This window comes from Ureibacillus sp. MALMAid1270 (assembly GCF_049202975.1).
Classification (GTDB): Bacteria; Bacillota; Bacilli; order Bacillales_A; family Planococcaceae; genus Ureibacillus.
Genome location: NZ_JBMIRP010000037.1, coordinates 40,591 through 63,250, shown reverse-complemented (window position 1 = coordinate 63,250; position 22,660 = coordinate 40,591). Strand labels below are relative to the sequence as shown.

25 protein-coding genes are annotated in these 22,660 nt (G+C 34.1%); 10 read left to right on the top strand and 15 right to left on the bottom strand.

From position 1 onward, the window contains the following. Nucleotides 1-55: 55 nt before the first annotated feature. The 3 genes from ACOQFO_RS04545 to ACOQFO_RS04535 form a co-directional block, all read right to left on the bottom strand. The gene (locus tag ACOQFO_RS04545; protein ID WP_421688517.1) at nucleotides 56-1,162 is read right to left on the bottom strand and encodes a DUF1648 domain-containing protein; all 1,107 of its coding nucleotides are present in this window, start codon (nucleotides 1,160-1,162) and stop codon (nucleotides 56-58) included. A 26-nt stretch (nucleotides 1,163-1,188) separates the two neighbouring features. After that, entirely contained in the window at nucleotides 1,189-1,569 is a 381-nt protein-coding gene (locus ACOQFO_RS04540) for a GntR family transcriptional regulator (protein WP_421688516.1), read from the bottom strand. 314 nt (nucleotides 1,570-1,883) lie between these two features. Continuing rightward, the gene (locus ACOQFO_RS04535; RefSeq protein ID WP_421688515.1) at nucleotides 1,884-2,027 is read right to left on the bottom strand and encodes a hypothetical protein; all 144 of its coding nucleotides are present in this window, start codon (nucleotides 2,025-2,027) and stop codon (nucleotides 1,884-1,886) included. A 326-nt stretch (nucleotides 2,028-2,353) separates the two neighbouring features. On the opposite strand from ACOQFO_RS04535, the gene ACOQFO_RS04530 reads away from it, so the two are divergent. From ACOQFO_RS04530 to ACOQFO_RS04520, 3 genes are all read left to right on the top strand, one after another. Next, a complete protein-coding gene (locus tag ACOQFO_RS04530) occupies nucleotides 2,354-3,580 on the top strand; it encodes a saccharopine dehydrogenase family protein (protein WP_421688514.1) in 1,227 nt (408 codons plus the stop codon). Further along, complete coding sequence (gene nspC, locus ACOQFO_RS04525) at nucleotides 3,581-4,720, top strand: carboxynorspermidine decarboxylase (RefSeq protein ID WP_421688513.1); 1,140 nt, start codon at nucleotides 3,581-3,583, stop codon at nucleotides 4,718-4,720. 314 nt (nucleotides 4,721-5,034) lie between these two features. Continuing rightward, the gene (locus ACOQFO_RS04520; protein WP_421688512.1) at nucleotides 5,035-5,190 is read left to right on the top strand and encodes a DUF5957 family protein; all 156 of its coding nucleotides are present in this window, start codon (nucleotides 5,035-5,037) and stop codon (nucleotides 5,188-5,190) included. 50 nt (nucleotides 5,191-5,240) lie between these two features. On the opposite strand, the gene ACOQFO_RS04515 is transcribed toward ACOQFO_RS04520, so the two are convergent. Then, nucleotides 5,241-6,416 (bottom strand): MFS transporter, encoded by a 1,176-nt coding sequence (locus ACOQFO_RS04515; protein ID WP_421688511.1) that lies wholly within the window; start codon nucleotides 6,414-6,416, stop codon nucleotides 5,241-5,243. A gap of 631 nt (nucleotides 6,417-7,047) precedes the next feature. On the opposite strand from ACOQFO_RS04515, the gene ACOQFO_RS04510 reads away from it, so the two are divergent. Both ACOQFO_RS04510 and ACOQFO_RS04505 read left to right on the top strand, forming a co-directional pair. After that, the gene (locus tag ACOQFO_RS04510) at nucleotides 7,048-7,245 is read left to right on the top strand and encodes an SE1561 family protein (RefSeq protein WP_421688510.1); all 198 of its coding nucleotides are present in this window, start codon (nucleotides 7,048-7,050) and stop codon (nucleotides 7,243-7,245) included. Nucleotides 7,246-7,496: 251 nt separating this feature from the next. Beyond that, nucleotides 7,497-9,053, top strand: a complete 1,557-nt coding sequence (locus ACOQFO_RS04505) for a fumarate hydratase (RefSeq protein WP_421688509.1) — start codon at nucleotides 7,497-7,499, stop codon at nucleotides 9,051-9,053. A 229-nt stretch (nucleotides 9,054-9,282) separates the two neighbouring features. Here the strand turns inward: ACOQFO_RS04505 and ACOQFO_RS04500 are convergent, their stop codons facing one another. The 4 genes from ACOQFO_RS04500 to ACOQFO_RS04485 form a co-directional block, all read right to left on the bottom strand. After that, nucleotides 9,283-11,478, bottom strand: coding sequence for a YhgE/Pip family protein (locus tag ACOQFO_RS04500; protein ID WP_421688508.1), 2,196 nt, complete (start codon nucleotides 11,476-11,478; stop codon nucleotides 9,283-9,285). Between the two features lie 87 nt (nucleotides 11,479-11,565). Beyond that, nucleotides 11,566-12,141 carry a TetR/AcrR family transcriptional regulator gene (locus tag ACOQFO_RS04495; RefSeq protein WP_421688507.1) on the bottom strand — a complete coding sequence of 192 codons (576 nt, stop codon included), beginning with the start codon at nucleotides 12,139-12,141 and terminating at the stop codon, nucleotides 11,566-11,568. Nucleotides 12,142-12,304: 163 nt separating this feature from the next. Next, nucleotides 12,305-13,234: a YihY/virulence factor BrkB family protein gene (locus tag ACOQFO_RS04490; protein WP_421688506.1), complete on the bottom strand. Its 930-nt coding sequence runs from the start codon at nucleotides 13,232-13,234 to the stop codon at nucleotides 12,305-12,307. Nucleotides 13,235-13,264: 30 nt separating this feature from the next. Then, the gene (locus ACOQFO_RS04485) at nucleotides 13,265-13,588 is read right to left on the bottom strand and encodes a YtxH domain-containing protein (RefSeq protein WP_421688505.1); all 324 of its coding nucleotides are present in this window, start codon (nucleotides 13,586-13,588) and stop codon (nucleotides 13,265-13,267) included. A 183-nt stretch (nucleotides 13,589-13,771) separates the two neighbouring features. Between ACOQFO_RS04485 and ACOQFO_RS04480 the strand changes: the two genes are divergently transcribed. After that, entirely contained in the window at nucleotides 13,772-13,993 is a 222-nt protein-coding gene (locus ACOQFO_RS04480) for a DUF1128 domain-containing protein (protein ID WP_421688504.1), read from the top strand. A 139-nt stretch (nucleotides 13,994-14,132) separates the two neighbouring features. Here ACOQFO_RS04480 and ACOQFO_RS04475 read toward each other — a convergent pair whose 3' ends face one another. From ACOQFO_RS04475 to motA, 4 genes are all read right to left on the bottom strand, one after another. Continuing rightward, nucleotides 14,133-15,050 (bottom strand): pseudouridine-5'-phosphate glycosidase, encoded by a 918-nt coding sequence (locus ACOQFO_RS04475; protein WP_421688503.1) that lies wholly within the window; start codon nucleotides 15,048-15,050, stop codon nucleotides 14,133-14,135. Then, nucleotides 15,050-16,144: a PfkB family carbohydrate kinase gene (locus tag ACOQFO_RS04470; RefSeq protein ID WP_421688502.1), complete on the bottom strand. Its 1,095-nt coding sequence runs from the start codon at nucleotides 16,142-16,144 to the stop codon at nucleotides 15,050-15,052. The genes ACOQFO_RS04475 and ACOQFO_RS04470 overlap by 1 nt, the downstream gene beginning before the upstream one ends. Nucleotides 16,145-16,260: 116 nt before the next feature. Then, nucleotides 16,261-17,025 (bottom strand): flagellar motor protein MotB, encoded by a 765-nt coding sequence (gene motB, locus ACOQFO_RS04465; RefSeq protein ID WP_421688501.1) that lies wholly within the window; start codon nucleotides 17,023-17,025, stop codon nucleotides 16,261-16,263. Then, complete coding sequence (motA, locus tag ACOQFO_RS04460; RefSeq protein ID WP_421688500.1) at nucleotides 17,009-17,812, bottom strand: flagellar motor stator protein MotA; 804 nt, start codon at nucleotides 17,810-17,812, stop codon at nucleotides 17,009-17,011. The genes motB and motA overlap by 17 nt, the downstream gene beginning before the upstream one ends. Before the next feature lie 286 nt (nucleotides 17,813-18,098). Here motA and ACOQFO_RS04455 point away from each other — a divergent pair, with 286 nt between their 5' ends. Both ACOQFO_RS04455 and ACOQFO_RS04450 read left to right on the top strand, forming a co-directional pair. After that, on the top strand, nucleotides 18,099-18,239 hold the full coding sequence (locus ACOQFO_RS04455) for a hypothetical protein (RefSeq protein WP_421688499.1): 141 nt from the start codon (nucleotides 18,099-18,101) through the stop codon (nucleotides 18,237-18,239). Between the two features lie 99 nt (nucleotides 18,240-18,338). Beyond that, entirely contained in the window at nucleotides 18,339-18,908 is a 570-nt protein-coding gene (locus tag ACOQFO_RS04450; protein ID WP_421688498.1) for a beta-class carbonic anhydrase, read from the top strand. Nucleotides 18,909-18,950: 42 nt separating this feature from the next. Here ACOQFO_RS04450 and ACOQFO_RS04445 read toward each other — a convergent pair whose 3' ends face one another. Together ACOQFO_RS04445 and ACOQFO_RS04440 are read right to left on the bottom strand one after the other, a co-directional pair. Beyond that, a complete protein-coding gene (locus ACOQFO_RS04445; protein ID WP_421688497.1) occupies nucleotides 18,951-19,547 on the bottom strand; it encodes a GNAT family N-acetyltransferase in 597 nt (198 codons plus the stop codon). A 115-nt stretch (nucleotides 19,548-19,662) separates the two neighbouring features. Further along, nucleotides 19,663-20,406 carry a hypothetical protein gene (locus tag ACOQFO_RS04440; protein WP_421688496.1) on the bottom strand — a complete coding sequence of 248 codons (744 nt, stop codon included), beginning with the start codon at nucleotides 20,404-20,406 and terminating at the stop codon, nucleotides 19,663-19,665. A 118-nt stretch (nucleotides 20,407-20,524) separates the two neighbouring features. Between ACOQFO_RS04440 and ACOQFO_RS04435 the strand changes: the two genes are divergently transcribed. Continuing rightward, on the top strand, nucleotides 20,525-21,256 hold the full coding sequence (locus ACOQFO_RS04435) for a tryptophan-rich sensory protein (protein ID WP_421688495.1): 732 nt from the start codon (nucleotides 20,525-20,527) through the stop codon (nucleotides 21,254-21,256). Between the two features lie 27 nt (nucleotides 21,257-21,283). Here the strand turns inward: ACOQFO_RS04435 and map are convergent, their stop codons facing one another. Next, nucleotides 21,284-22,033 (bottom strand): type I methionyl aminopeptidase, encoded by a 750-nt coding sequence (map, locus tag ACOQFO_RS04430; protein ID WP_421688494.1) that lies wholly within the window; start codon nucleotides 22,031-22,033, stop codon nucleotides 21,284-21,286. A 280-nt stretch (nucleotides 22,034-22,313) separates the two neighbouring features. On the opposite strand from map, the gene ACOQFO_RS04425 reads away from it, so the two are divergent. Continuing rightward, a complete protein-coding gene (locus ACOQFO_RS04425) occupies nucleotides 22,314-22,637 on the top strand; it encodes a DUF4870 domain-containing protein (protein ID WP_421688493.1) in 324 nt (107 codons plus the stop codon). Nucleotides 22,638-22,660 lie beyond the last annotated feature (23 nt).

Below are 22,660 nucleotides of genomic sequence, written 5' to 3'. Positions count from 1 at the left end.
TTTAATAGATTTATGGAAGAGAAATATGCTTAAACATACGTGGAAGTAAATTGAACTAGTTTAAGAAAATCGAAACAAATAAAATTATTAACACTGGAAGTATCACAATAAGGTAGCCGATTGGGTTGGCAAAATTTAATGTGTAGCCGACACCAAATCGTTTCTCAACAAAAATTGAAGGATCATTTTTATTGAAATACCATAGACCACCTTTCCAGTATTTGTCTTCATCTATATCTGTAATATTTCCTTCGATTACAGGGTCAATTTGTTTATCTGAGCGACCAACTTTAATAGCAAAAGTAATTGTAGAGATTAAGATGATAGCTAGAATAACAAATGGAATGATTAACAGTAAAGGTGATCCATCAAATATATTCGGGTGAATCGTTGTTAGTTGGAAAAACGTAAAAAGAATTGTAATTGCAAGAGATACTAAAATCATTAACCAACTAGAATATTTCCTCATACCAAGTTGACGCTTTCTAGAAGCCAATGCATTCGTTACACTTAGCTTAATACCTGATTTTTTCGTAGCAATATGAATGCCTAAAAACATAATTTGCATTAACAGTAAAAATCCAGGCATTTGTACGGCAGTAAACGGAGTTTTCTTCGTAAAGGCATCCGGTTCTCCAGTTGGTCCCCAATGAGTAGGGATGTTTTCAGGCAGTAATTCATAATTCATCACTGTATAAATAATTAACCCTATTGTAATGACCATTGGAAATAGATAGATGTACCAAGGTAGCATTTCATCCTGTGAGCGAATAGAAAGGTCTGTCACTTTTACTTGCTTCAAATTCTCTATCCATTTACTCTTTTGCTTTAATTGTTTTATTTTTCCATGATAATAAAAATAGAACGACATACTTAGTAATATTATGGCGAATTCAATAAATACGCCTACCATAATGATTTGATCTTCACTTAATTGATTATTTAATGCCCAGAAAAGGTAGCAAGCTAGAATGACCATTCCGATGATGAAAGTAATGAAAGCATACTGTTTCTTATATTGAATTAGTTTTTTCTCTTTTATATATTGTTCTGGAATTGTCACCCCAAACACTACAGTTCTTTTAACCAAGAATGGTATAACAGTTTGCACAATTGTTAGGAAAAAGATAATTGCGATACTTAAACCTAATGAAAACGACATAGAAAGTCCCCTCCCTCTATAAAAATTTACTTATTGTTATCTAATTCGGTAATAATGGATTTTACCAATTGTTGTATATTTGCTTCATTCATACCAAAAACAATTGCCTCCGCAACATATGGACGCATTTCATCTTTCAACTTTTGATAAGTTGTATCATCGTACCCTTCTTGTTTAATAATCACCGCACCTGATTTAGGGACAATTTGGATTATGCCCTTCTTCTCAAGCTCGTGGTAGCTTTTATTGACAGTGTGCATATTCACACCAAGATCTGCAGCGAATGATCTAACAGAAGGTAGTGAATCACCCGGTTTAATAGTTCCTCGTGCGATCCCTTCAATAATTTGATTTGTTAGTTGTGTATAAATTGGTTTTTCTGAATCCGGTTCAATTTGAATGATCATCCTCTTCGACCTCCAATCTGATTGTTGATTAATGATAAATTGATAAAATATGTTCTATAATTATTATAACAAGTTTGTTCTACTTTTACTAGAACAAACAACTAAATTTATAAAAAAAACGCACCTCTTTAACTAAAAGAAGCGCGCTTTACTTTAGATTGAAGCAACAAAAACAGTTCTATTATTAATAGGGCTAATACAACCCAAGCTAAAACATTCATCACTAAAAGTTGAAATTTAAAAGAACTTTCTCCAACCAAGTTCCTGCTCCAAAATATATAATAGAATGAAATAAATAATCATGGCGATACTTTTTATTGAACATTGATGTGAAAAAGCATCCAATCATCACGATCCATACGAGAAATAAAAATAATGAATGAAATAGCATCTCCTAACTTATGCTCTATCGTCGAAAATTGATGTATTGCACCTAACAAAAAAATACCGATTGCCATTATGATTGACCCTGCAGAAACATTTATCAAAATAGATTTACTATCTTTCTTTCCAATTTCAAACTCACCTATCTATTCATTCAAAGATCCTTATGTTATTTCTTTTAGAACATTAAATAATAATTTTATTAATTTAGATTAAACTATATTTTAACAGATATTATTAAATGTGAACTATTAATAGAAAATCTTATCTATTTAAGCTAATAATTTAGAGTAAAGTAATTGCTACTAAAAAAATAATTCGGTATAATCTGTTTTATTGTGCAAATCTTGTTTGATTTGCATTAAAATCAAATGTTTCAACTTAAGGAGGTAATAAGGAATTGGGTAAAGCATTGATTATTGGTGCTGGCGGTGTTGCTAGCGTGGTGGTACACAAATGTGTACAAAATTCAGAAGTGTTCGAGGAGATCATGATCGCTAGTCGAACAAAGTCAAAATGTGACGCTTTAAAAGAAAAATTAGACGGCGGTAAAACTATTATCCATACAGCGCAAGTAGATGCGGATAATGTGGACGAACTTATTGAATTAATCAATGGTTTTAAACCAGATGTGGTAATTAACGTAGCTTTACCATATCAAGACTTAACAATTATGGATGCATGTTTAGCTACAGGTGTTCATTATGTAGATACAGCAAACTACGAACCACCTGAAACAGCTAAGTTTGAATATAAATGGCAATGGGCATATAAAGAAAAATTCGAAAAAGCAGGTCTTACTGCACTACTTGGTAGCGGATTTGACCCAGGTGTAACAGGCGTATTCTCGGCATATGCATTAAAACATTATTTCGATGAAATTCACTATATCGATATTTTAGATGCTAACGCTGGTGACCATGGTTATCCTTTCGCTACGAACTTCAACCCAGAAATTAACATTCGCGAAATTACTGCGAATGGCCGTTACTGGAAAGAAGGTAAATGGGTAGAAACAGAACCTTTAGAGTTCAAAGAAGTGTATAACTTCCCTGAAATCGGACCTAAAGATATGTACCTTCTATACCATGAAGAATTAGAATCTTTAGCTAAAAACATTAAAGGGATTAAACAAATCCGTTTCTGGATGACTTTCTCTCAAAAATATATTACGCACTTAAAAGTTTTAGAAAACGTTGGTATGACATCCATTGAGCCAATTGAATTCGAAGGCAAAATGATTCAACCACTTCAATTCTTAAAAGCAGTATTACCAGATCCAGCTTCTCTTGGACCACGTACAAAAGGGAAAACAAACATCGGTTGTATTTTCCGTGGTGTAAAAGACGGAGAAGAAAAAAATTACTATGTATATAACGTTTGTGATCATGAAGAGTGTTACCGTGAAGTTGGTTCACAAGCAATTTCATATACAACAGGTGTACCAGCTATGATTGGTGCAATGCTTGTAATGAACGGCACTTGGCAAAAACCAGGTGTATATAATGTAGAAGAGTTCGATCCAGATCCATTCATGGAAGCTTTAAATAAATGGGGTCTTCCATGGCAAGAAAGCTTCAATCCTGAACTAATCGACCTTGAACTTGAAAAAGAAGAGGCGAAATAAATGAAACAAATAGATTGGACACAGGTGCCTTCTCCTAGTTATATAGTTGACGAGCGCTTGCTGAAACGTAATTTAGAGATTTTGAAATCAGTACAAGACAGAACTGGTTGCGACATCTTACTTGCTCTAAAAGGGTTTTCAATGTTTTCAACATTCCCGATGGTTGGGCAATATTTAAAAGGGATTACTTCAAGTTCTCTTTTTGAAGCTCGCCTTGGTTACGAAGAATTTGGAAAAGAAGTTCATGCTTATGCACCTGCATATGCTGAGCATGAAATCGACGAGTATTTAAAATACGTTGATCACATTGTTTTCAACTCATTTGATCAATTAAATAAATACAAAGAAAAAATCCAAAGCTTAGACAAACACGTTTCAATTGGATTACGTGTAAATCCAGGGTACTCAGAAGTTGAGACTGAGTTATATGACCCTTGCGCATTAAACTCACGCTTAGGTATTCCATTCGACCAATTCCGTCCAGATGAGTTAGATGGAGTTGAAGGAATTCACTTCCATGCGATGTGTGAACAAAACTCAGATGTACTAGAACGTATTCTTCCTCACTTTGAAGAAAAATACGGCCCATATTTACATCAAATGAAATGGGTAAACTTTGGTGGTGGTCATCATATTACTCGTCCTGATTATGATGTGGACAAGTTAGTCAATCTGATCAACTATATTAAAGAGAAATATGATGTACATGTTATCCTAGAGCCTGGTGAAGCGATTGCGTTAAATACAGGCTATCTAGTTACAACAGTTCTTGATGTTGTGAAAAATGGTATGGATATTGCTATCCTAGACAGTTCTGCGACATGTCATATGCCAGACGTGTTGGAAATGCCATACCGCCCACAAATCATCGGAGCAAGCACGCCTAACGATAAGGCACATACATATCGTTTAGGTGGTATGACATGTCTTGCTGGTGACGTAATTGGTGATTACTCTTTCGATCAACCTTTAAAAGCAGGAGACAAAGTAGTATTCACAGATATGGCTCACTACACAATGGTTAAAAACCATATGTTCAATGGCGTAAATCTACCAAGTATTTGCCTATATAACGAAGAAGAAGGCGTAAAAGTCGTTCGTCGCTTCGGATATGAAGACTATCGAAATAGATTGTCTTAATAGATTTTAATCAAAATAAAAGGATTGGCTTGAAAGTTTAACTTTCAGGTCAATCCTTTTTACTTTATCCCCACCCGCGAGTACTTGGCTAGGTGTGTTTCTAATAAGTTTTGCTAGGTGTCTATTATCACTTTGGATTTGTCTATTATTCCTTGAGGTTTGTCTATTATCCCCTGGGATTTGTCTATTATCCACACACCTTTATTTCTATTATCAATCACTTTCCAGCATAACCCCGCCTCTTCTCAGTCCCAAGGCTTACTCCAAAATCAATATAGAGTCCATTTTTTAGAAGTAAATAAACAGATAAGATTATGACATACACGAAAGGAGCAAATAAAATGAAAAAAACTTGCATGTTAATATTTGAAGAACCAATTGGGGTAAAATTCTTGCCTGTTTACAGTTCAATACTTTTTGTAATTGTTACATTTCTTTGGTTTAATCGGAAGACTCAAGATTCTAATTAGATAGTGGATCAACATTGTAATAAATTAATTAAGGTAGGGTGAACCCTACCTTATGTTAACACTTTAAATTTTTTACCAAATAATAGAACGGTTAAGAAGATTAATAGTAGAACAACTGCCATAAAAATTAGGAAACTAATCCCCTCGATGACTTGTAAATACAATCCACCGATAAATGGTCCCATCAAGCTCCCTATGCTGAAGAAAATACCACATAATAAATTTCCTGTTGGAAGTAATTCTTTCGGTGTTAAATCTGCCATGTAAGTAATTCCTAGTGAAAAAGTTGACCCAAGGAACATTCCACTAACAAAGAATATGACCCCAACAAGGATTTCAGAGAACTCTAGAAAACTACCTAATCCAAATCCGATTGTCCCTACTGCTAATGCTATTAATAGTACATTTCTTCTTCCAATTCGGTCTCCTAATAGACCAAGCGGGACTTGAGTGATGATCCCACCAACTGAAAAGGCTGAGATAATCATAGAAACCATCGTTAGATCATAATTCATTCGAAGCGCATAAACCGGGAATAATGCATTGATTGAAGTTTCCAAAACTCCATAAGCAAATGGTGGCAAAAACGCAATCCATGCATATTTAAAAGACAGCTTATATCGAGTAAAACTATTAGAGCCTTTCGCGTCTCCCGCAAGAACTTCAGGGTGTTCATTTTGTATGAAAAATACAAGTGACCATGCCATTAAACATAGGAGCGATGAAACTATAAATGGAAACGATTCAGAAACTCGTACCAGTGGTGTCATTAACGGACCTACAGCAAAACCTACTCCGAAAGATAATCCGTATATAGCCATGCTCTTACCCAGTTTTCCTTGTGGAGCTGAGCTTGTTAACCACGTTTGCGTCGCAAAATGCAAACAATGATCTCCAATCCCAATAAGTAATCGTAAAATAAACCAAAACACAACATGCTTCCATAAGGGGAACATTAAAAGGGATATAAATACAACTGCCCCACCACCGATAATAATTGGTTTATAACCAAATTTTCTTAATGGTTGCTCAACAAATGGGGAAATTAATAATGTACCTATGTATAAACCTGTCGCATTTAACCCATTTAGTGTAGAAGAAACTCCATCCGTTTCAAAAATAATGGAAATAAGCGGCAATAACATTCCTTGTGAAAATCCTGAAATCGATACAATGATAACTAACGTCCAAAACCGTCGTTGCTCATTGTTTACTGCTAAATTCATGCTTGTCCTCCGAATAACTGTTAATATACGTAAATATGTTAACACATCGTTCACGTAAAGCCTCGTATTTTCGATAAAAATTAAGTTAAGATTGGAATCATTTTGGATTATTATTGGAGTTATTCGCCAGATTTGTGGTTATATTCGCCAATTCGAAGCTGTTATTCGCCGATTTGAAGCATTTATTCACCGATTTCTTGAAAGTATTCGCCAACCCGAAACGTATTCGTAATTCTGATGCAGTTATTCTCCAATCCTAACACCCCCACAAACAACAACAACACCCACACATTTTCAAACACAAACAAAAAAACCCTAGCACTGAATGACTTCATCCATTCACTAGGGTTTACATTTTACATTTCACCATCGTTCATTTAAACTACAAATCCGGCAATGATCGCCGAAAAACGTTTAAACTCCCTCCTTTTCGTTTTAGAGTGAGCATTTTTTTCTTTGATCATCTCCTTCGTAATATTTGTTATTATTTTACCACATTGTTTAAATATTGTAAATATTCTGATAACAAATTATTTTATTTGTTTTTAATTTAGTCAAATACTTATTCTTCTCATTTTAATGAACATGCTATAATTAGCGATGTTACAATTAAATGAGGTGAATTTAAAAAATGTCCAATCCAATCACAGATAAAGATTCTCAAATCAGTTATTTAAAAGAACGCCTTCAAATGTTCCTTGAAGTATTAGAAGCAATTGATCCTGAAACTACAAGTCTTGAAGATATAGATAATTTAATTCAAATGATCAATGATGTCGAAGAGAAAATTGAATTATTTAACAATCGCAATAAATTTACAAAGGAATAATGTTTTCTCAAAAAAGTCTTTACATGATGTGCAATACGGAGATGGTCGCCACATTTTAATGTGACTACCCTTGTGTTTAGCAAAAAATCATCATAAAATTCAAGAGAATGTCTTAAATGTGCAACAACATTTTAGACATTCTCTTTTTATTTCAAGATATATAATTTTACGAGACTTTTATTCATAGATTTAAAGGAGTATAATAATATTTGGATTACCAATATAGCTAAATATATGGGGGGAACAAAATAATGTCACAAGTGGCAACTTCTTATTTACAGACTTTAGAGAAAAGTCTTTATGATTTAGTGAGCGAAACTTCAACTAATCTACCTACCGACGTACGTCGTGCTATTAAAAAAGCAAAAGATGCAGAAAATGCTGGTACTCGTGCTGCAATGAGTTTAGCAACAATTACAAACAATATTGTAATGGCAGAAGATAATGTATCTCCAATTTGCCAGGACACAGGTTTACCAACTTTCAAAGTAAAAACTCCTGTAGGCGTTAACCAATTAGAAATTAAAGCTGCTATAAAAAATGCAATTGTACAAGCTTCAAAAGATGCAAAATTACGTCCAAATGCTGTTGACTCATTAACAGGTAAAAACAGTGGAAACAACTTAGGTGATAACTTCCCTGTTATTAAATTTGAACAATGGGAAAACGATTACATAGAAGTAAAGCTAATTCTTAAAGGTGGCGGTTGTGAAAACAAAAATATCCAATATAGCTTACCTTGTGAATTAGAAGGTCTTGGCCGTGCTGGTCGTGATTTAGATGGTATTCGTAAATGTATCCTTCACTCTGTATGGCAAGCTCAAGGACAAGGTTGTTCTGCAGGTTTCATCGGAGTAGGTATTGGTGGAGACCGTTCATCTGGATATGACCTAGCAAAAGATCAATTATTCCGTGCTGTTGATGATGTAAATCCAAATGAAGATCTTGCAAAATTAGAAGAATATATCGTTGAAAAAGCAAATACTCTCGGTGTAGGAACAATGGGATTCGGTGGTGAAGCTACATTATTAGGTTGTAAAATTGGAGTAGGTCACCGTCTACCAGCTTCATTCTTCGTTTCAGTTGCTTATAACTGTTGGGCATACCGTCGTATGGCAATCGATATCGATCCAACTACTGGAGAAATTAAAAAATGGCATTATCAAGATGGTGAAAGAATTACTTTCCGTGATGAAGAAAAAACTGAAAGTAACTCTAACTCTGAAAGTAAAGTAGTAGAACTAAAAGCACCTATTACAGAAGAACAAATTCGTGAGTTAAAAGTTGGGGACGTGGTAAAAATTAGCGGACGTATGTACACTGGCCGTGACGCAATTCACCACCACTTAATGAGTCACGATGCTCCTGTTGACTTAAATGGTCAAGTTATTTATCACTGTGGGCCTGTAATGGCAAAAGATGAAAATGGTAACTGGACAGTTAAAGCTGCAGGACCAACAACTTCTATTCGTGAGGAGCCTTACCAAGGAGATATCATGAAAAAATTCGGTATTCGTGCTGTAATTGGTAAAGGTGGTATGGGACGAAAAACTCTTGCTGCATTACAAGAACATGGCGGCGTTTACTTAAATGCAATCGGTGGAGCAGCTCAATACTATGCTGACTGTATCAAATCTGTAGACGGCGTAGATTTAATGGAATTTGGTATTCCAGAAGCAATGTGGCACTTAACTGTTGAGGACTTCACAGCGGTTGTAACAATGGACTCTCATGGTAACTCTTTACACGCTGATGTTGAAAAATCATCGTTAGAAAAACTTTCTCAATACCAAGAGCGTGTATTCTAATTTATAAGTAAGATCTCTGTAGCTTGATAGGCTACTTGACAGAGGCCATAATTTACTCGTAAGAAATTAACTTGATTTCTTACGAGTTTTTTTATGATCTCAGAAAGATTCATTCAAGCGGAAACGTCAGATTACAAGACACATTAATAAGAAATAAAAAACCGAGCTACTACGAAACACAATTTAGAGTTTCGTTAAATAGTTCGGTTTCTTATTTTTTCAAATCGCTTTATGCATGTTGTTCAACATTAGCTTGTTTAGAGTGACGTTTTTTCACTAGTAAAGTGAAATAACCTAAAGTTAGTGCTAAACATACCACCACAAAAATACTTAAAATTGACCAGTTATACATTAAGAATGATGTATCACCCGTTGAAATTGCCGCTTTAAATGCCTGTACTGAGAATGTCATTGGTAAAAATGCATTAAAGATATGCAATTGACTAGGAACTAATTCTAATGGGAATGTACCTGCACTAGTTGTTAATTGTAAAATTAAAATCAGGATTGCAACGAATCGTCCTGGGTCACCCATAACAGAAACTAGTAACTGAATCAATGCTAGGAATGTAAAGCTAGTAAGAATACTTGTACCCATGAATAACAGTAAATTGTTGACTTCTAAGCCTAGCACACCAATTACAACGATTGCTGTAATTACTGATTGGATAATACCAATTACAGCCAATACAGATACTTTACTAATAAACCACTTAAACCCACTTGTTGGACGAGTTGCTGGTTCAACTAATGGGAACACAATCGATACTAATAATGCACCAACAAATAACCCTAAAGATATAAAGTATGGTGCAAAACCAGTTCCGTAGTTAGGAACATGATTTACAGAAGTTTTCTCCACTTCCACCGGTGCAGCCATCATATCGTAATTATCATCTGATACATTAATGTCTACATTTCCACTAGCTTCCGATAGTTTTCCAGATAACGTTGATGTACCGTCTGTTAATTCCTTTGATCCGTCAACTAATGAAGTAGATCCTTCTGCAAGTTCACCTGTTTTTTCTGAGAGTAAAGTTGTACCATCTGTCATTTGGTTTGTTCCATCTACTAATTGATTAATACCTGATGTTAAGTCATTAGCACCCGCAACTGCACTATCTGCACCAGTTGCTAATTGTTGTAACCCGTTAGCTAATTTAGCGTTGCCATCAGCTAGGCTTGTAACACCTGATATTAATGCGTCCGAATTATTTATTAATTGGTCAATACCTGCAGAAACTTGTAGGTTGCCTTCATTTAAACTTGAAGCACCTTCTGATAGTGCTGCGATGTTATCATCAATACCAGCCGTACCCTCTTTTAGCTGACCTAATCCATTACTAACTTCTGAACTACCTGCTTGAAGTTGAGCCAATGTTTGGAGAAGTTCCTGCTTATTTGCCTCTGGTAAGTTTGCTAGAACCGGTTGTAGCGCTTCAGTTAACTGTTCTATTCCACTTGTGATCGCTTCGGAACCTGCAGCAAGAGATGCAATTTTGTCGTCAAGGTTTTCTGTTCCATTAGCTAGCAATTGTAAATTTGTAGCTAACTCTTGACCACCATCAGTAACTTGTTTTTGTCCTTCTGATAATTGTGCCACTCCATCTGTATAATCCGTGATACCTTGTTGCAATTGTTTGGCACCTGCACTTGCTGCATTTGCACCATCCAATAAAGGAGACGTACCGTTTTGAAGTTGCTTAATACCATCTAACAACTGAGATGAGCCAACTGCTGCTGATTGCATACCTTCTTGTAATGTTTTTGAGCCATCAGAAAGCTCAATTGTACTTGCAGCTAGTTGTTCTAAATACCCATGTAAATCTTCTGCACCCTCAGTAACTTTTTGAGCTCCTTCATCGATTTTTCCTGCGCCATCTGCGGCCGCTATTACTCCATCACCTAATTCAGTAATTGATGTAAATAATTTTTCAGCATATGTTTTAGAGACTTGCGTATTTACCTCTGACTTCACTCGTTCCATAGCTGTATCACCGATTTGTGCACCTAAGAAGTTATACCCTTCGTTTGGAATATACTCAATCGTTAACTTCTCTGGATTTTCATCAAGTAAAGTTGTTGCATGTTGTGAAAAGTTCTCTGGAATTTTTATTAAAATATAATATTCCTGATTCTTTAACTGTTCCTCTGCTTTGTCTGCATCAACTTCTATAAAATGAAATTGTTTACTATCTATAAGTTTTTTCGTTACCTCATCACCAAGTGCAAGATGCTCTCCTTCCATCGTTGCACCAGTATCTTCGTTTAGAATAGCAACAGGCATGCTATTTAAGTTTGCATATGGGTCCCAAAATGCCCACAGGAACATGCCGCTATATAATACCGGAATAAATAATATCGCGATTACTGAAATGAGCATTTTTCTCGTTTTAAAAATTTTTAACCATTCTGCCTTTAACAAAATATCATCTCCTCGAAACTAAGTGACCAAACCTGTCAATCAGTCATTTTATTGGATAAAAAATTTGTTTTCCTATAGAAAACAAATTTAAGGTGCTATGGCTAGCCCTCGAAATATCGTTTCTTTAAAGAGTCCCAAAATTTCCTCTTCATGAAGCGTTTCTTCATGTGTTAGTTGCCAATCAACAACCATCGCCAAATACGATTTTAATAATAGATAACCAACAAGCTTAGTATTACATGGTCGTATTTCGTTCTTATTAATCCCTATTTGAATACGGTTTGCTATATAAGTAACAATCTCTTCTTCTATTTTCATGAGCATCTGTTTTACAGCTGGTGTTTGCATTGCCTTTTCCTCTTCAATTAACTTTGCAAACAATAAATGCTGTTCTCTAAATTGAAGCATCTTCATTAACCCATTGTGAGCATTCTCTATAAAGCTCGCATCAGGCGATATCGTTTGGTCTGCCTCTGCTTTCATGTCACGAATCATAGAAATAACAACTTCTTGTAAAAGTTCTTCCTTATTTGTAAAGAAATTATAGATTGTTCCTTTTCCAACATTCGAAATTTTAGCTACTTGCTCCATAGTCGTAGCTTTATATCCAAACATGGAAAAAGACTTTGTCGCACCAAGCAATATTTCTTGTCTACGATCCACAAGCATTCCTCCAATAAAATGACTAAAATCCAAATTCGGTCAACTAGTCATTATTATACATAAATAAATTATAATTGCAACCACTACATATTCGTTAAAACCAAAAAATAGGATGAAAAACAGCTTTCGCAAGGAACCCACCGTTACGAAAGCTGTTTATTAGTTACTTTTTTCTTTCTTTCATAGCCAATCTTCGACTTTGAAACGTTGCATTTATTAGCCCGCCATAAATTAAAATCATACCAGTAAAATACAACCAGAGCATTAATACAATGACACTTGCAATGCTTCCATAAGTAGAAAAAATATTTCCAAAGTTGTTAATGTAATAAGAAAAAGCATAAATTAGTACAACCCATGCCACTGTTGAAAACATTGTTCCTGGTAGTACACTTAAGATTTTTAATCTTGGTTCTATATTTGGCACTATCCAATATAGCAATAACAAAACAATAAAAATGAGTAATGGGGGTAGAAACAACTGTATATTTGTCCAAATAGTAATAAATGAAGCTTCGACACCTAAATTTTCGAAAAATTGATAACCGTATCTAAAACCAAATATCGGGATTGTTAGTGCAATTAGTATAATCGTAACTAAAGCAATCGTAAAAACAATTGACCAAGCTCTGACAATAAAACCGTTTTTCGGTTCTGTTTCATAGGCTTCGTTTAATGCTTTTATTAAAGCGTTAACACCTCTAGAGGCTGACCATATTGTCCCTATTATACTGATTGATAATATTCCTCCATTATTAGTACTTGTTAAAATATCAACAAGTGCTCCTTGAGTGAGTAAAAAAACTTCAGTAGGTACAATACTTTGCATAAAATCAAAAACGTGTTCATGATTTAAATTTAATAACGGAAGTAAAGCCACTAGGAAGATTAATAATGGAAAAAATGATAGTAAAAAGAAATACGCCAATTGTGCGCCTAATCCTGATACATCAACAGCATACATACGCAGAATTAAATCTTGTATTAAACCTTTAAATGTAGTGATATCTACTTTAGATTTTTCAGGAAAAAGGAAAGAAGTGATCCAGTTTAGACCTTTTTTTGCTGGTAATTTTTTGTCTTCACTCACCATCTATCCCACTTCCTTTCACCTTGACGAATGTTAGTTAATTGGTTTAGTAAAGGTTGTTTTTGTTTCATCCATAATATCTTGTACTGCAATCGGAATTTCTTTAACTTCGTCTATTTTATCTTTTATAAATGAAACATTATCTTGTGTAGTTTCATAAAGCTTTTGAACTTGCGCCATTTTATGTTCAATTATTTGCTGTAGTTCTTCTCGATGTGTCGCATAATATTGAACTGTATCTTTCGCTTTTTTCAAACCTTGTATCGTATGTTCTCTTGATTTCCGGTCAAACATACTAATAGCTGCTCCTATTAAAGCGCCTGCAATCATTGATTTTACTAATTTACTTTGACTCATTTATAAAACCTCCTGTTTGGAAATATTCATTCGTTCCCTTTTATTGGGGATATATCTTTCATTTAACATTTTAAATAAATTTCATGTTTTTTGAAAGTGAGCACCATAAGGGTTACGATATTATTGACATCTTGCTTTTGAAATGAAATGATACTTAAGTAAATATGAAAGGCGGATTATGAAATGGATTTATCGAACCCTACAAAAGAAAATGTTGTTTTCATGATTGAGCAAATTAAAGAAAAACTTCGTATGGTTAATGTGGATGCCATGAATTCTGAACAATTTAATGAAGACAGTTATGAAGACATTCATTACCTATACGAGATGGTAATGAAACGCAACTCATTTAGCCCTAGTGAAATGCAGGCAATTGTTTCAGAACTAGGCTTACTAAGAAAATAAAGCATTAATTTAAAAGAAGTTCTAATATGGGCTCGTAACTTTCCTGTCTTAGCTTTCGCCAACAAGGAGTTTTTTACACCCTATTAGAACTTCTTTTTTTGCAATCTAACCAATGCAATTTAAGTAAAGGATTCGCAAATTATTTTTTATTTTTTTGTAATGCAACGGCAATTTGAGTACCGATTCTAGCATTATTTTTTACTAAAGCTATGTTTGCTTCTAATGATTTACCTTCAGTTAATTCTTTAACTTTTCCTAGCATAAATGGTGTAACATCTTTCCCTTTAATGCCTTTTTCATCTGCTTCTTTAAGAGCATTTTCGATAATTCCATTGATAAATGATGGATCCATCGCATCTTCTTCAGGAATTGGATTTGCAATTACAGCTCCACCTTTTAAGCCAAGATCCCATTTTGCACGCATAGTGTTTGCAACTTCATCTGGCGTGTCAGCTCTTAAAGTTAAGCCAAATTCACTTGCTCTTGTGAAAAATGCAGGCAATGTATCTGTACCATACCCAATCACCGGAACACCTTTTGTTTCTAGATATTCAAGAGTTAAACCTAAATCTAGGATTGATTTTGCACCTGCACATACTACAGCTACATTTGTTTGTGCTAATTCTTCTAAGTCAGCAGAAATATCCATTGTTGTTTCCGCACCGCGGTGAACCCCTCCGATTCCTCCAGTTACAAACAATTCAATACCTGCTAATTCTGCAGCAATCATTGTCGCAGCAACTGTTGTCGCACCTAATTTTTTTGTAGCCACTAAGTAACCTAAATCTCTTCTAGATGCTTTCGCTACATCTTTTGCATTACCAAACATTTCAAGTTCTTCATCAGTTAAACCGATTTTAATTTTCCCATCAATAATAGCAATTGTTGCTGGAACAGCTCCGTATGAACGTACAATGTCTTCTACTTCACGTGCTGTTTGAACGTTTTGTGGATAAGGCATACCATGTGAAATAATTGTTGATTCTAATGCAACAATCGGTAAACCTTTTTCTTTCGCTTCTAATACTTCTTGTGAATATGATAAATATTTTTCCATTATAAATTCCTCCAATTATTCAATTCATCGACTGTTAAGTCTTGTCTTACTGTGTAATCCGATTCAATTGTTTTCGATGCGTTATATAAACCTAATTGAACTGCCTCTTCAAATGTTTCACCGACTAAAATGCCATGCATTGTTGCACCTACAAAGGCATCTCCTGCACCTGTAACATCGTTTACTTCATTTGCTTTAATTGCTTCTAAATGTTTAATACCTGAGGAATTCCCTATATAAACACCTTTGTCTCCAATTGTTAAAACGACATTTTCAGCACCTTTTTTCAGCAGTTCCTCAATTGCTTTTTCGTAGTCACCGCTTTGCTCGATGCGCTTATTTAAGTATGTTTCTGCCTCATCTAAATTGCAGATGAAATAAGTTACTCCATTTAAATCTTCCGGCATATTTTTCATTTTTGCTGATGATACCGGGACAATGGTAAAGTCTATATTTTTATTTATCGCAATATCACGTAAATACTCAACCGTTTCTTTTGGACAGTTAAGATCAACGATAATACATTTAGAATTCAGTAGTGTAACTTCATGTTTTTTTATAATTGGGGGTAATAACGAATCATAAATAGCCATATTAGCTAAACCTAAAACTAAATCACCCTTATTATTTAATATCGCGGAATAAGATCCTGTTTTTTCTTCTTCTAATTTTTCAACTAGTTCAAAATCAACAAATGCACTACTTTTTTCTTCTATAAAAGCTGCATCTTGATCTTTTCCCATCAAAGTAATGAGTTTCGCTGTATGGCCAAGTCTTCCTAAATTTTCAGCAATATTTCTGGCAACACCGCCAACACTAATCGAGATAGTGGATGGATTCGATGTTCCATATTGTACTTCTTCAACTATGTGAAATTTTCGGTCTACGTTCGCTCCACCTACGACAACAACTGTACCTTTTTCAGGCAAAATATAGGCACGTCCAATGATTTCACCTTTTTTCATAAGCCCAGAAATTATATTTGCTAATGTTGGACGAGATATGTTCAATTGTTTTGCCATATCTTGCTGTGACAAATAAGGATTATTTTTAATCATTTCAAGGATCTGTATCTCTTTTTCCGTCAAGCCCACAACCCCCTCTCGATTTTTGCGAACATCTGTTTAATATTATAAACAAAAGTTTTATAAAAATAAAGAAAAAAAGACAAAATCCACTCTATCTTTTAGCTTGAGATTTTGTCTTTAGTTTATTCTACATTATTTGTTGTACCATCTTCGTTCACTAATTGTTGTATTAAAACTTCAACTCTTCTATTTTGCGCTCGTCCTTCAACCGTATCATTTGTAGCAATTGGATTATACTCGCCAAATCCTTTAGCACTAAAATAACGAGGATCTAAACTTGGATTACGTTCTAATATAACTTCTAGTAAACTCACCGCACGCATAACTGATAATTCCCAATTCGAACTAAAGTTACCACCAACTTGTGGGACGTTATCTGTATGTCCAGTAATCACAATATATCGCGCTGGCTCCATTGTAAGAATTTGAGATAATTCGTCAGCTACTGCCATGTATTCAGGTTTAATATTAGCTTTTCCAGGGTCAAATAATATACTATCACGTATTGTTATTAGTAAACCTTCGTCGGTCATAGAAGTTGCAAAGTTATTTTCTAATTCATTTACAGCAATGAAATTATCGACTTCCCCTTGGATTTCCTTTAAAGCTTCTTGATCTTCTAAGTAAGCTTTCTGTGCTTCAGTTAAATTTTCCAAGTTAGGTGCTTGTTCAATGATGGCATTTTCCTCCATAAAGCCTGTCCCACCAGTGAATATTTGGTCAAAGACTTTAGACATTTGTTCTAATTTATTTTGATCAATTGTACTTGATGAAAAAAGGATAATAAATAACGCTAATAATAAAGTTAAAATGTCAGCGTAAGGCACTAGCCATGATTCGCTAATATGCTCTTCATGCTTTTTATGACGTTTACTTTTCTTTGCCAAGGCCGTTCGCCCCGCTTTCAGCCGTTATTTTTCTACGTTCTTCCATCGTTAAATAAGATGCTAATTTTTGTTCAATTACACGAGGAGCTTCTCCTTCAAGAACAGATAATACCCCTTCAATCATCATTCTCTTCTGTCTAATTTCTTCCGCTGATTTACGCTTTAATTTATTGGCAAATGGATGCCATAATACATAACCAGTAAATATACCCAGTAACGTTGCAACGAAAGCAGCAGAAATGGCATGTCCTAGTTTTTCCATATCCGACATATCTCTTAAGGCTGCAATTAGACCTACTACTGCCCCAAGAACCCCTAAAGTTGGAGCATATGTACCAGCTTGTGTGAAAATAGCGGCTCCACTTGCATGGCGCTCCTCCATCGCTTCCACTTCTTCAGATAAAACATCTCGTATGTAATCAGCGTTCTGTCCATCAATCGCTAAAGTTAAACCATTTTTTAAGAATGGGTCTTCAATTTCTGCAGCTTTACTTTCAAGAGCTAATAAACCCTCTCGGCGTGCTAAATCAGCCCAACTTGAAAACATTTTGATTATTTCTAAATCGCTCGTTAACTTTTTATTTTTAAATAAGATTCCAAATAGTTTTGGAGTACGTTTTAACTCTTTCATAGGGAATGCGATTGTAACCGCTGCAATTGTCCCAACAATGATGATTAATATTGCGGCAGGGTTTATTAATACATCAGGCGTTACACCTTTGAAGTACATACCAGCTATAAGTGCAATTGCAGCTAGTAATAACCCCAATAAAGAAGAAATATCCATATGTTAACCTCCAATGACTCTCTTAATTTATATTTCGACATTTATTTGATTTTATTAACAATTCATTAATAGGTATAAAGGGTAATATTTTTGATTTCGACGAAATTATGAATCTTATGAAGTTTGTATTGAACTCATTACCTTTCTTTCATTAGATAAAATGACAAATTTTCGACCCATGCACTAATATTGGCAAGAGATTTTTCGGGATTACCCTATCATTTTCATTCAAGTGTATAGTATAATATTTCTAGACTACTTGGCTTAATAAGAAAGGGGTTTAACGATGGGCTTATTTATAGCAACTATAACTGGATTCATGGCAGTTTTATTAATTAGCATGTCAATGTTTATTCACTATTTACGTGTAGGATTAAATTCTCATTCTTCTGTAGTAATTGATCCAAAACCAACTGAAAAACTATAATATTAAGAAAGTCGACAAAATTTATTATTTAATTTTGTCGACTTTTTTTATTGTTTCTTGGTATAGTATTAAAAACTAATTGAAAAGGAAGTAATATGAATGTCATCACTTCAAGAAATTTTAAATTTTAACGAATCATTTGTTAAGTTTAAACAATACGAACCATTCATTACATCTAAATTTCCTGACAAAAAAATCGTCATTTTAACTTGTATGGATACTAGATTGGTGGAACTTTTGCCTAAAGCCATGAACATGAGAAATGGTGACGTAAAAATCGTAAAGAGTGCTGGTGCACAGGTCAGTCATCCTTTTGGAGCAGTTATGAGAAGTATTCTTGTAGCGGTTTATGAATTAAAAGCTGATGAGGTTTATGTTATTGGTCATTATGATTGTGGTATGAGTGCTATTGAACCTGAACAGATGATTGGCAAAATGGTAGAACGTGGTGTCAATAAAGACATTATTAACATCGTCAATTATACTGGTATTGATTTAGTAGAATGGTTAAGAGGTTTCGGAGATGTTAGTACTAGTGTCCTAAAAAGCGTAGATATTATACGTAACCACCCTCTAATGCCAACTGGAGTTCCAGTTCATGGACTAGTTATGGATCCAGGTACGGGCAAACTAGACTTACTTTCAAATGGTAACGAAAATATTAAATAAGACTAATAAAACAAGGGAGACTCAAGATGAGCTCCCTTTTATTTATAATCGATAATCATCTTTCAATATTGCATACATATAGTGATCTTCCCAAACACCATTGATATAAAGAAGTTTTCTTAATAACCCTTCACGTACAAAATTAGCACGTTCGAGTACTTTAATAGAACCGATATTTTTAGGTGAAACATAAGCTTCTACTCGATTTAAATTCAATTCATTAAATGCAAAGCGCACTAGGTGATTTACAGCTTCTGACGCAATTCCTTTTCTCGTAAACCGCTCATCTATAGAGTAACCAATAAATGCACTGGAATATGGTAGTCTTTTGATTGCGTACAACGAAATATGTCCCATTAGTTGGTGTCTTCCTTTTGTATAAATACCAAAAGAATATTCACGATTTGCACGCATTAACTGAATACTTTCTAAAATTTTTCTAAACTGAGCGTCTTCCGTATAAAAATAATCATCATGTAAGGGCTCATATTGTGACCAGAAATATTTATTGTTCGTTAATAAATCAGATAAGCTTTTTGCATCTGATTCAACGAACGTTCTTAAAAATAATCGTTCCCCCTCAATTCTTACCACTTGATCACCTTTTTTCTGAAGTAAATTTAGAAACTTTCTCACCATGTTCCACCCTGATATACCCTTTCTATTTTAGTGGTTTTTAGTTACTTCCATTCTATTTCAGTTTAATTTGCTACACAAACTATGTGAATATGTTTATTTTCCTGTTTTCCTCTTGTTACTCATGTGGAAGGAAAGGAAAACCACGTTCATTTAGTTGGTGTTTCACCCAGCTAATGGTTTCTTTTAATACTTTTATGCGAGCATAATTTTTATTATTTCCTGGAACCAATACCCAAGGTGCATGAACTTTGTCTGTTTTCTGGAAAGTTTCATTTGCAGCTACTATGTATTCATCAAATTTTTCACGGTTCCGCCAATCTTCATCTGTTAGTTTCCATTGTTTGTAAGGGTCATTTTGGCGATTTTGGAATCGAATTAGCTGTTCATCTTTATCTATATGAATCCAAAATTTCAGTAAAATATAGTTTTCATCTGTTAATGTTTTTTCAAAAGAATTGAGTTCTTCATAGGCTCGTTGCCATTCTTTATCGGTTGCAAAACCTTCAATTCTTTCAACCAATACTCTCCCATACCAAGAACGGTCGAAAATTCCGATTTGACCATGTTGAGGTATTTTTCTCCAAAATCGTTGTAAATAGTGGTATCTTTTTTCATGAAATTTTGGTGCAGAGATTGGATGAACAACAAATCCTCTTGGGTCAAGTCGTTCTGTTAATCTTTTAATTGCACCTCCCTTTCCGGCTGCATCCATCCCTTCAAAGACGAGTATGAGTGCAATTTCTTTTTCAAAGAGAAATTGTTGTATATTCAATAATTCAAATTGAAGTTGCTTTAATTGTTCTTTGTACTGTTTTTTGTCTAATTGTTTTGTTAAATCGATCTTTTCAATTCTTTTCATGAAGGTCACTCCTCCAATATTTTCTTTTATATTTTAACAAAAACTTGTCTGTTATTGGAAATTGTTGTTGAATGTTATTTATATGTATATAATTTTAATGAAAGGAGTGAACGCAAATATGGTTCGATTAATGTCTATCCTTCTGTCCATTATTGTAGCTGCAGTCATTACATTAAATGCTTTTTTGCTAAAGCTTAATGGATATACAACAATTGAAATTATTAATCGACTACCCGTATTATTCGCACCTTCTGATTACGTCTTTTTAATTTGGATATTTGTGTACGTCTTTCTTTTCATTTGGGTTTTCAATTATTTTAAATTACGAAAGGACAATCAAACTGTTACTAATTTACAAACAATCCTTTTCGTATTAACCATGTTATTTCAAGTTACATCAATCCTTAGTTGGAATTACGAGCAATTTATCTTGTCGCTCTGTTTGCTTGGATTACAATTAGTCACATTATTTATATTATATTTGACGTATCCATTAAAAACTAAGTCGATTCAATTAAGGTACCCAATTGCAGTATATTTAGGTTGGACAATCTTTTTATTCATTTTTTGTATATGTTATGTATTAGTACATATTCAGTGGCACGGATTTGGTTTAAGTAATGCATTATGGTGTGTCTTTGCAATGACAATTGGTGCTGCCATTGTATTACATCTACGTTATCACCATCACGATATTGCTTCTCCTATTGTATTTATTTGGTGTTACATAGGTATTGCCATTTCCAATGGTTTTGATGAATTGTTAGTAGCTACAGCAGCCATTTTCTTAAGTGGTGTAATGATTGTAGGAATTTTATTTATGAAAAAAAATCCTGTTTCCTCTAAATAAATTAGAGAGAACAGGATTTTTTATTGATTAATCGATTTTTGTAATAATAATTGGCTTATCTTTTGTAACTATAATCGTATGTTCAATTTGTGCTACTAAAGATTTATCTGGTGTAATAAAAGTCCAGCCATCCCCAGATTCAACAATATGTTCAGCTTTTTCAGAGATAAATGGCTCTACTGCTAAAACCATTCCTTCTTTCAATATTGTTGTATCCCAAGCATCATAATAATTAAGTATGTGATCAGGAGCTTCATGTAATGCTCTTCCAACACCATGTCCTGTTAGATTCATAATTACATGTAATCCATGATCTTTTGCTTCGCGTTCAACTGCTTTACCAATTTGGTTTAACTTTGAGCCAGCTTTAACTTTTGTCATTGCTCTTTCAAATGCAGATTTTGCAACCTGACAAAGTTTCTCTTGTTTCTCATAGCCTTCTCCAACAACAAATGAAATTCCAGTATCCGCAAAATAACCATTATATGAAGCAGATACATCGATATTTACCATATCGCCTTCTTGAATGATACGCTCGCCAGGAATTCCATGAGCAACTTCATGATTCACACTTATGCAAGTGTATCCAGGGAAATCATACTCACCCTTTGGTCCTGAAATAGCTCCAGATTCTTCAAACATACGACCAGCAATTTCATCTAATTCTTTTGTAGTGATACCAGGTTTAGTTGCTGCCTTCATCGCATCTCTAATTTCTGCACATATTCTGCCAATTTTTTTCAGAGCTTCTAACTCCTCTTGTGTTTTAACTATCATGTAATGATTCCTTCCTTCTACAATCTCTTTATATAATATACCACATCTATTCCATTGAAATTAGGCTGATTGTATTTCACAATTGTAATTATTGAAATCTTCAATTTCCCGGACCAATTACTCAACAAAATTGTTACTTGAGATTATTAATAAATCTAAATTATCCTAGAAATATTTTTATATGCGAATAGAAATGAAATTTAATATCAATAATTGTATTAAACCATTACCATCTAAACAAAATAATGGTAGTTTTTCTTTATTTTTTTGGAGGGATCTTATGTTTAACCCTAAAACATTATCAGCCGTAAGCTATTTAAGTATTTTATTTGCACCATTTTTACTTCCGGTCATTTTATTCTTTGTATCAAAAGAACAAGAAGTTAAATATCATGCAAAACGTGCATCCATATCTCATCTTATTCCAACTGTAATTGGTGTTGTTATTTCCTTTGTAGCTCTCATTAGCCTATTTTCTTTTAACGGTACCATTTATGATGCAACGTTTTATTCCAACTTTATGATTTGGATGTCTGTTTATTTTGTCATTTCAATTGCAATCGTCATATGGAATTTAATACAGGCTGTAAAAGTATATCGGTAATATGTAGTAAACGAGTCCACAGG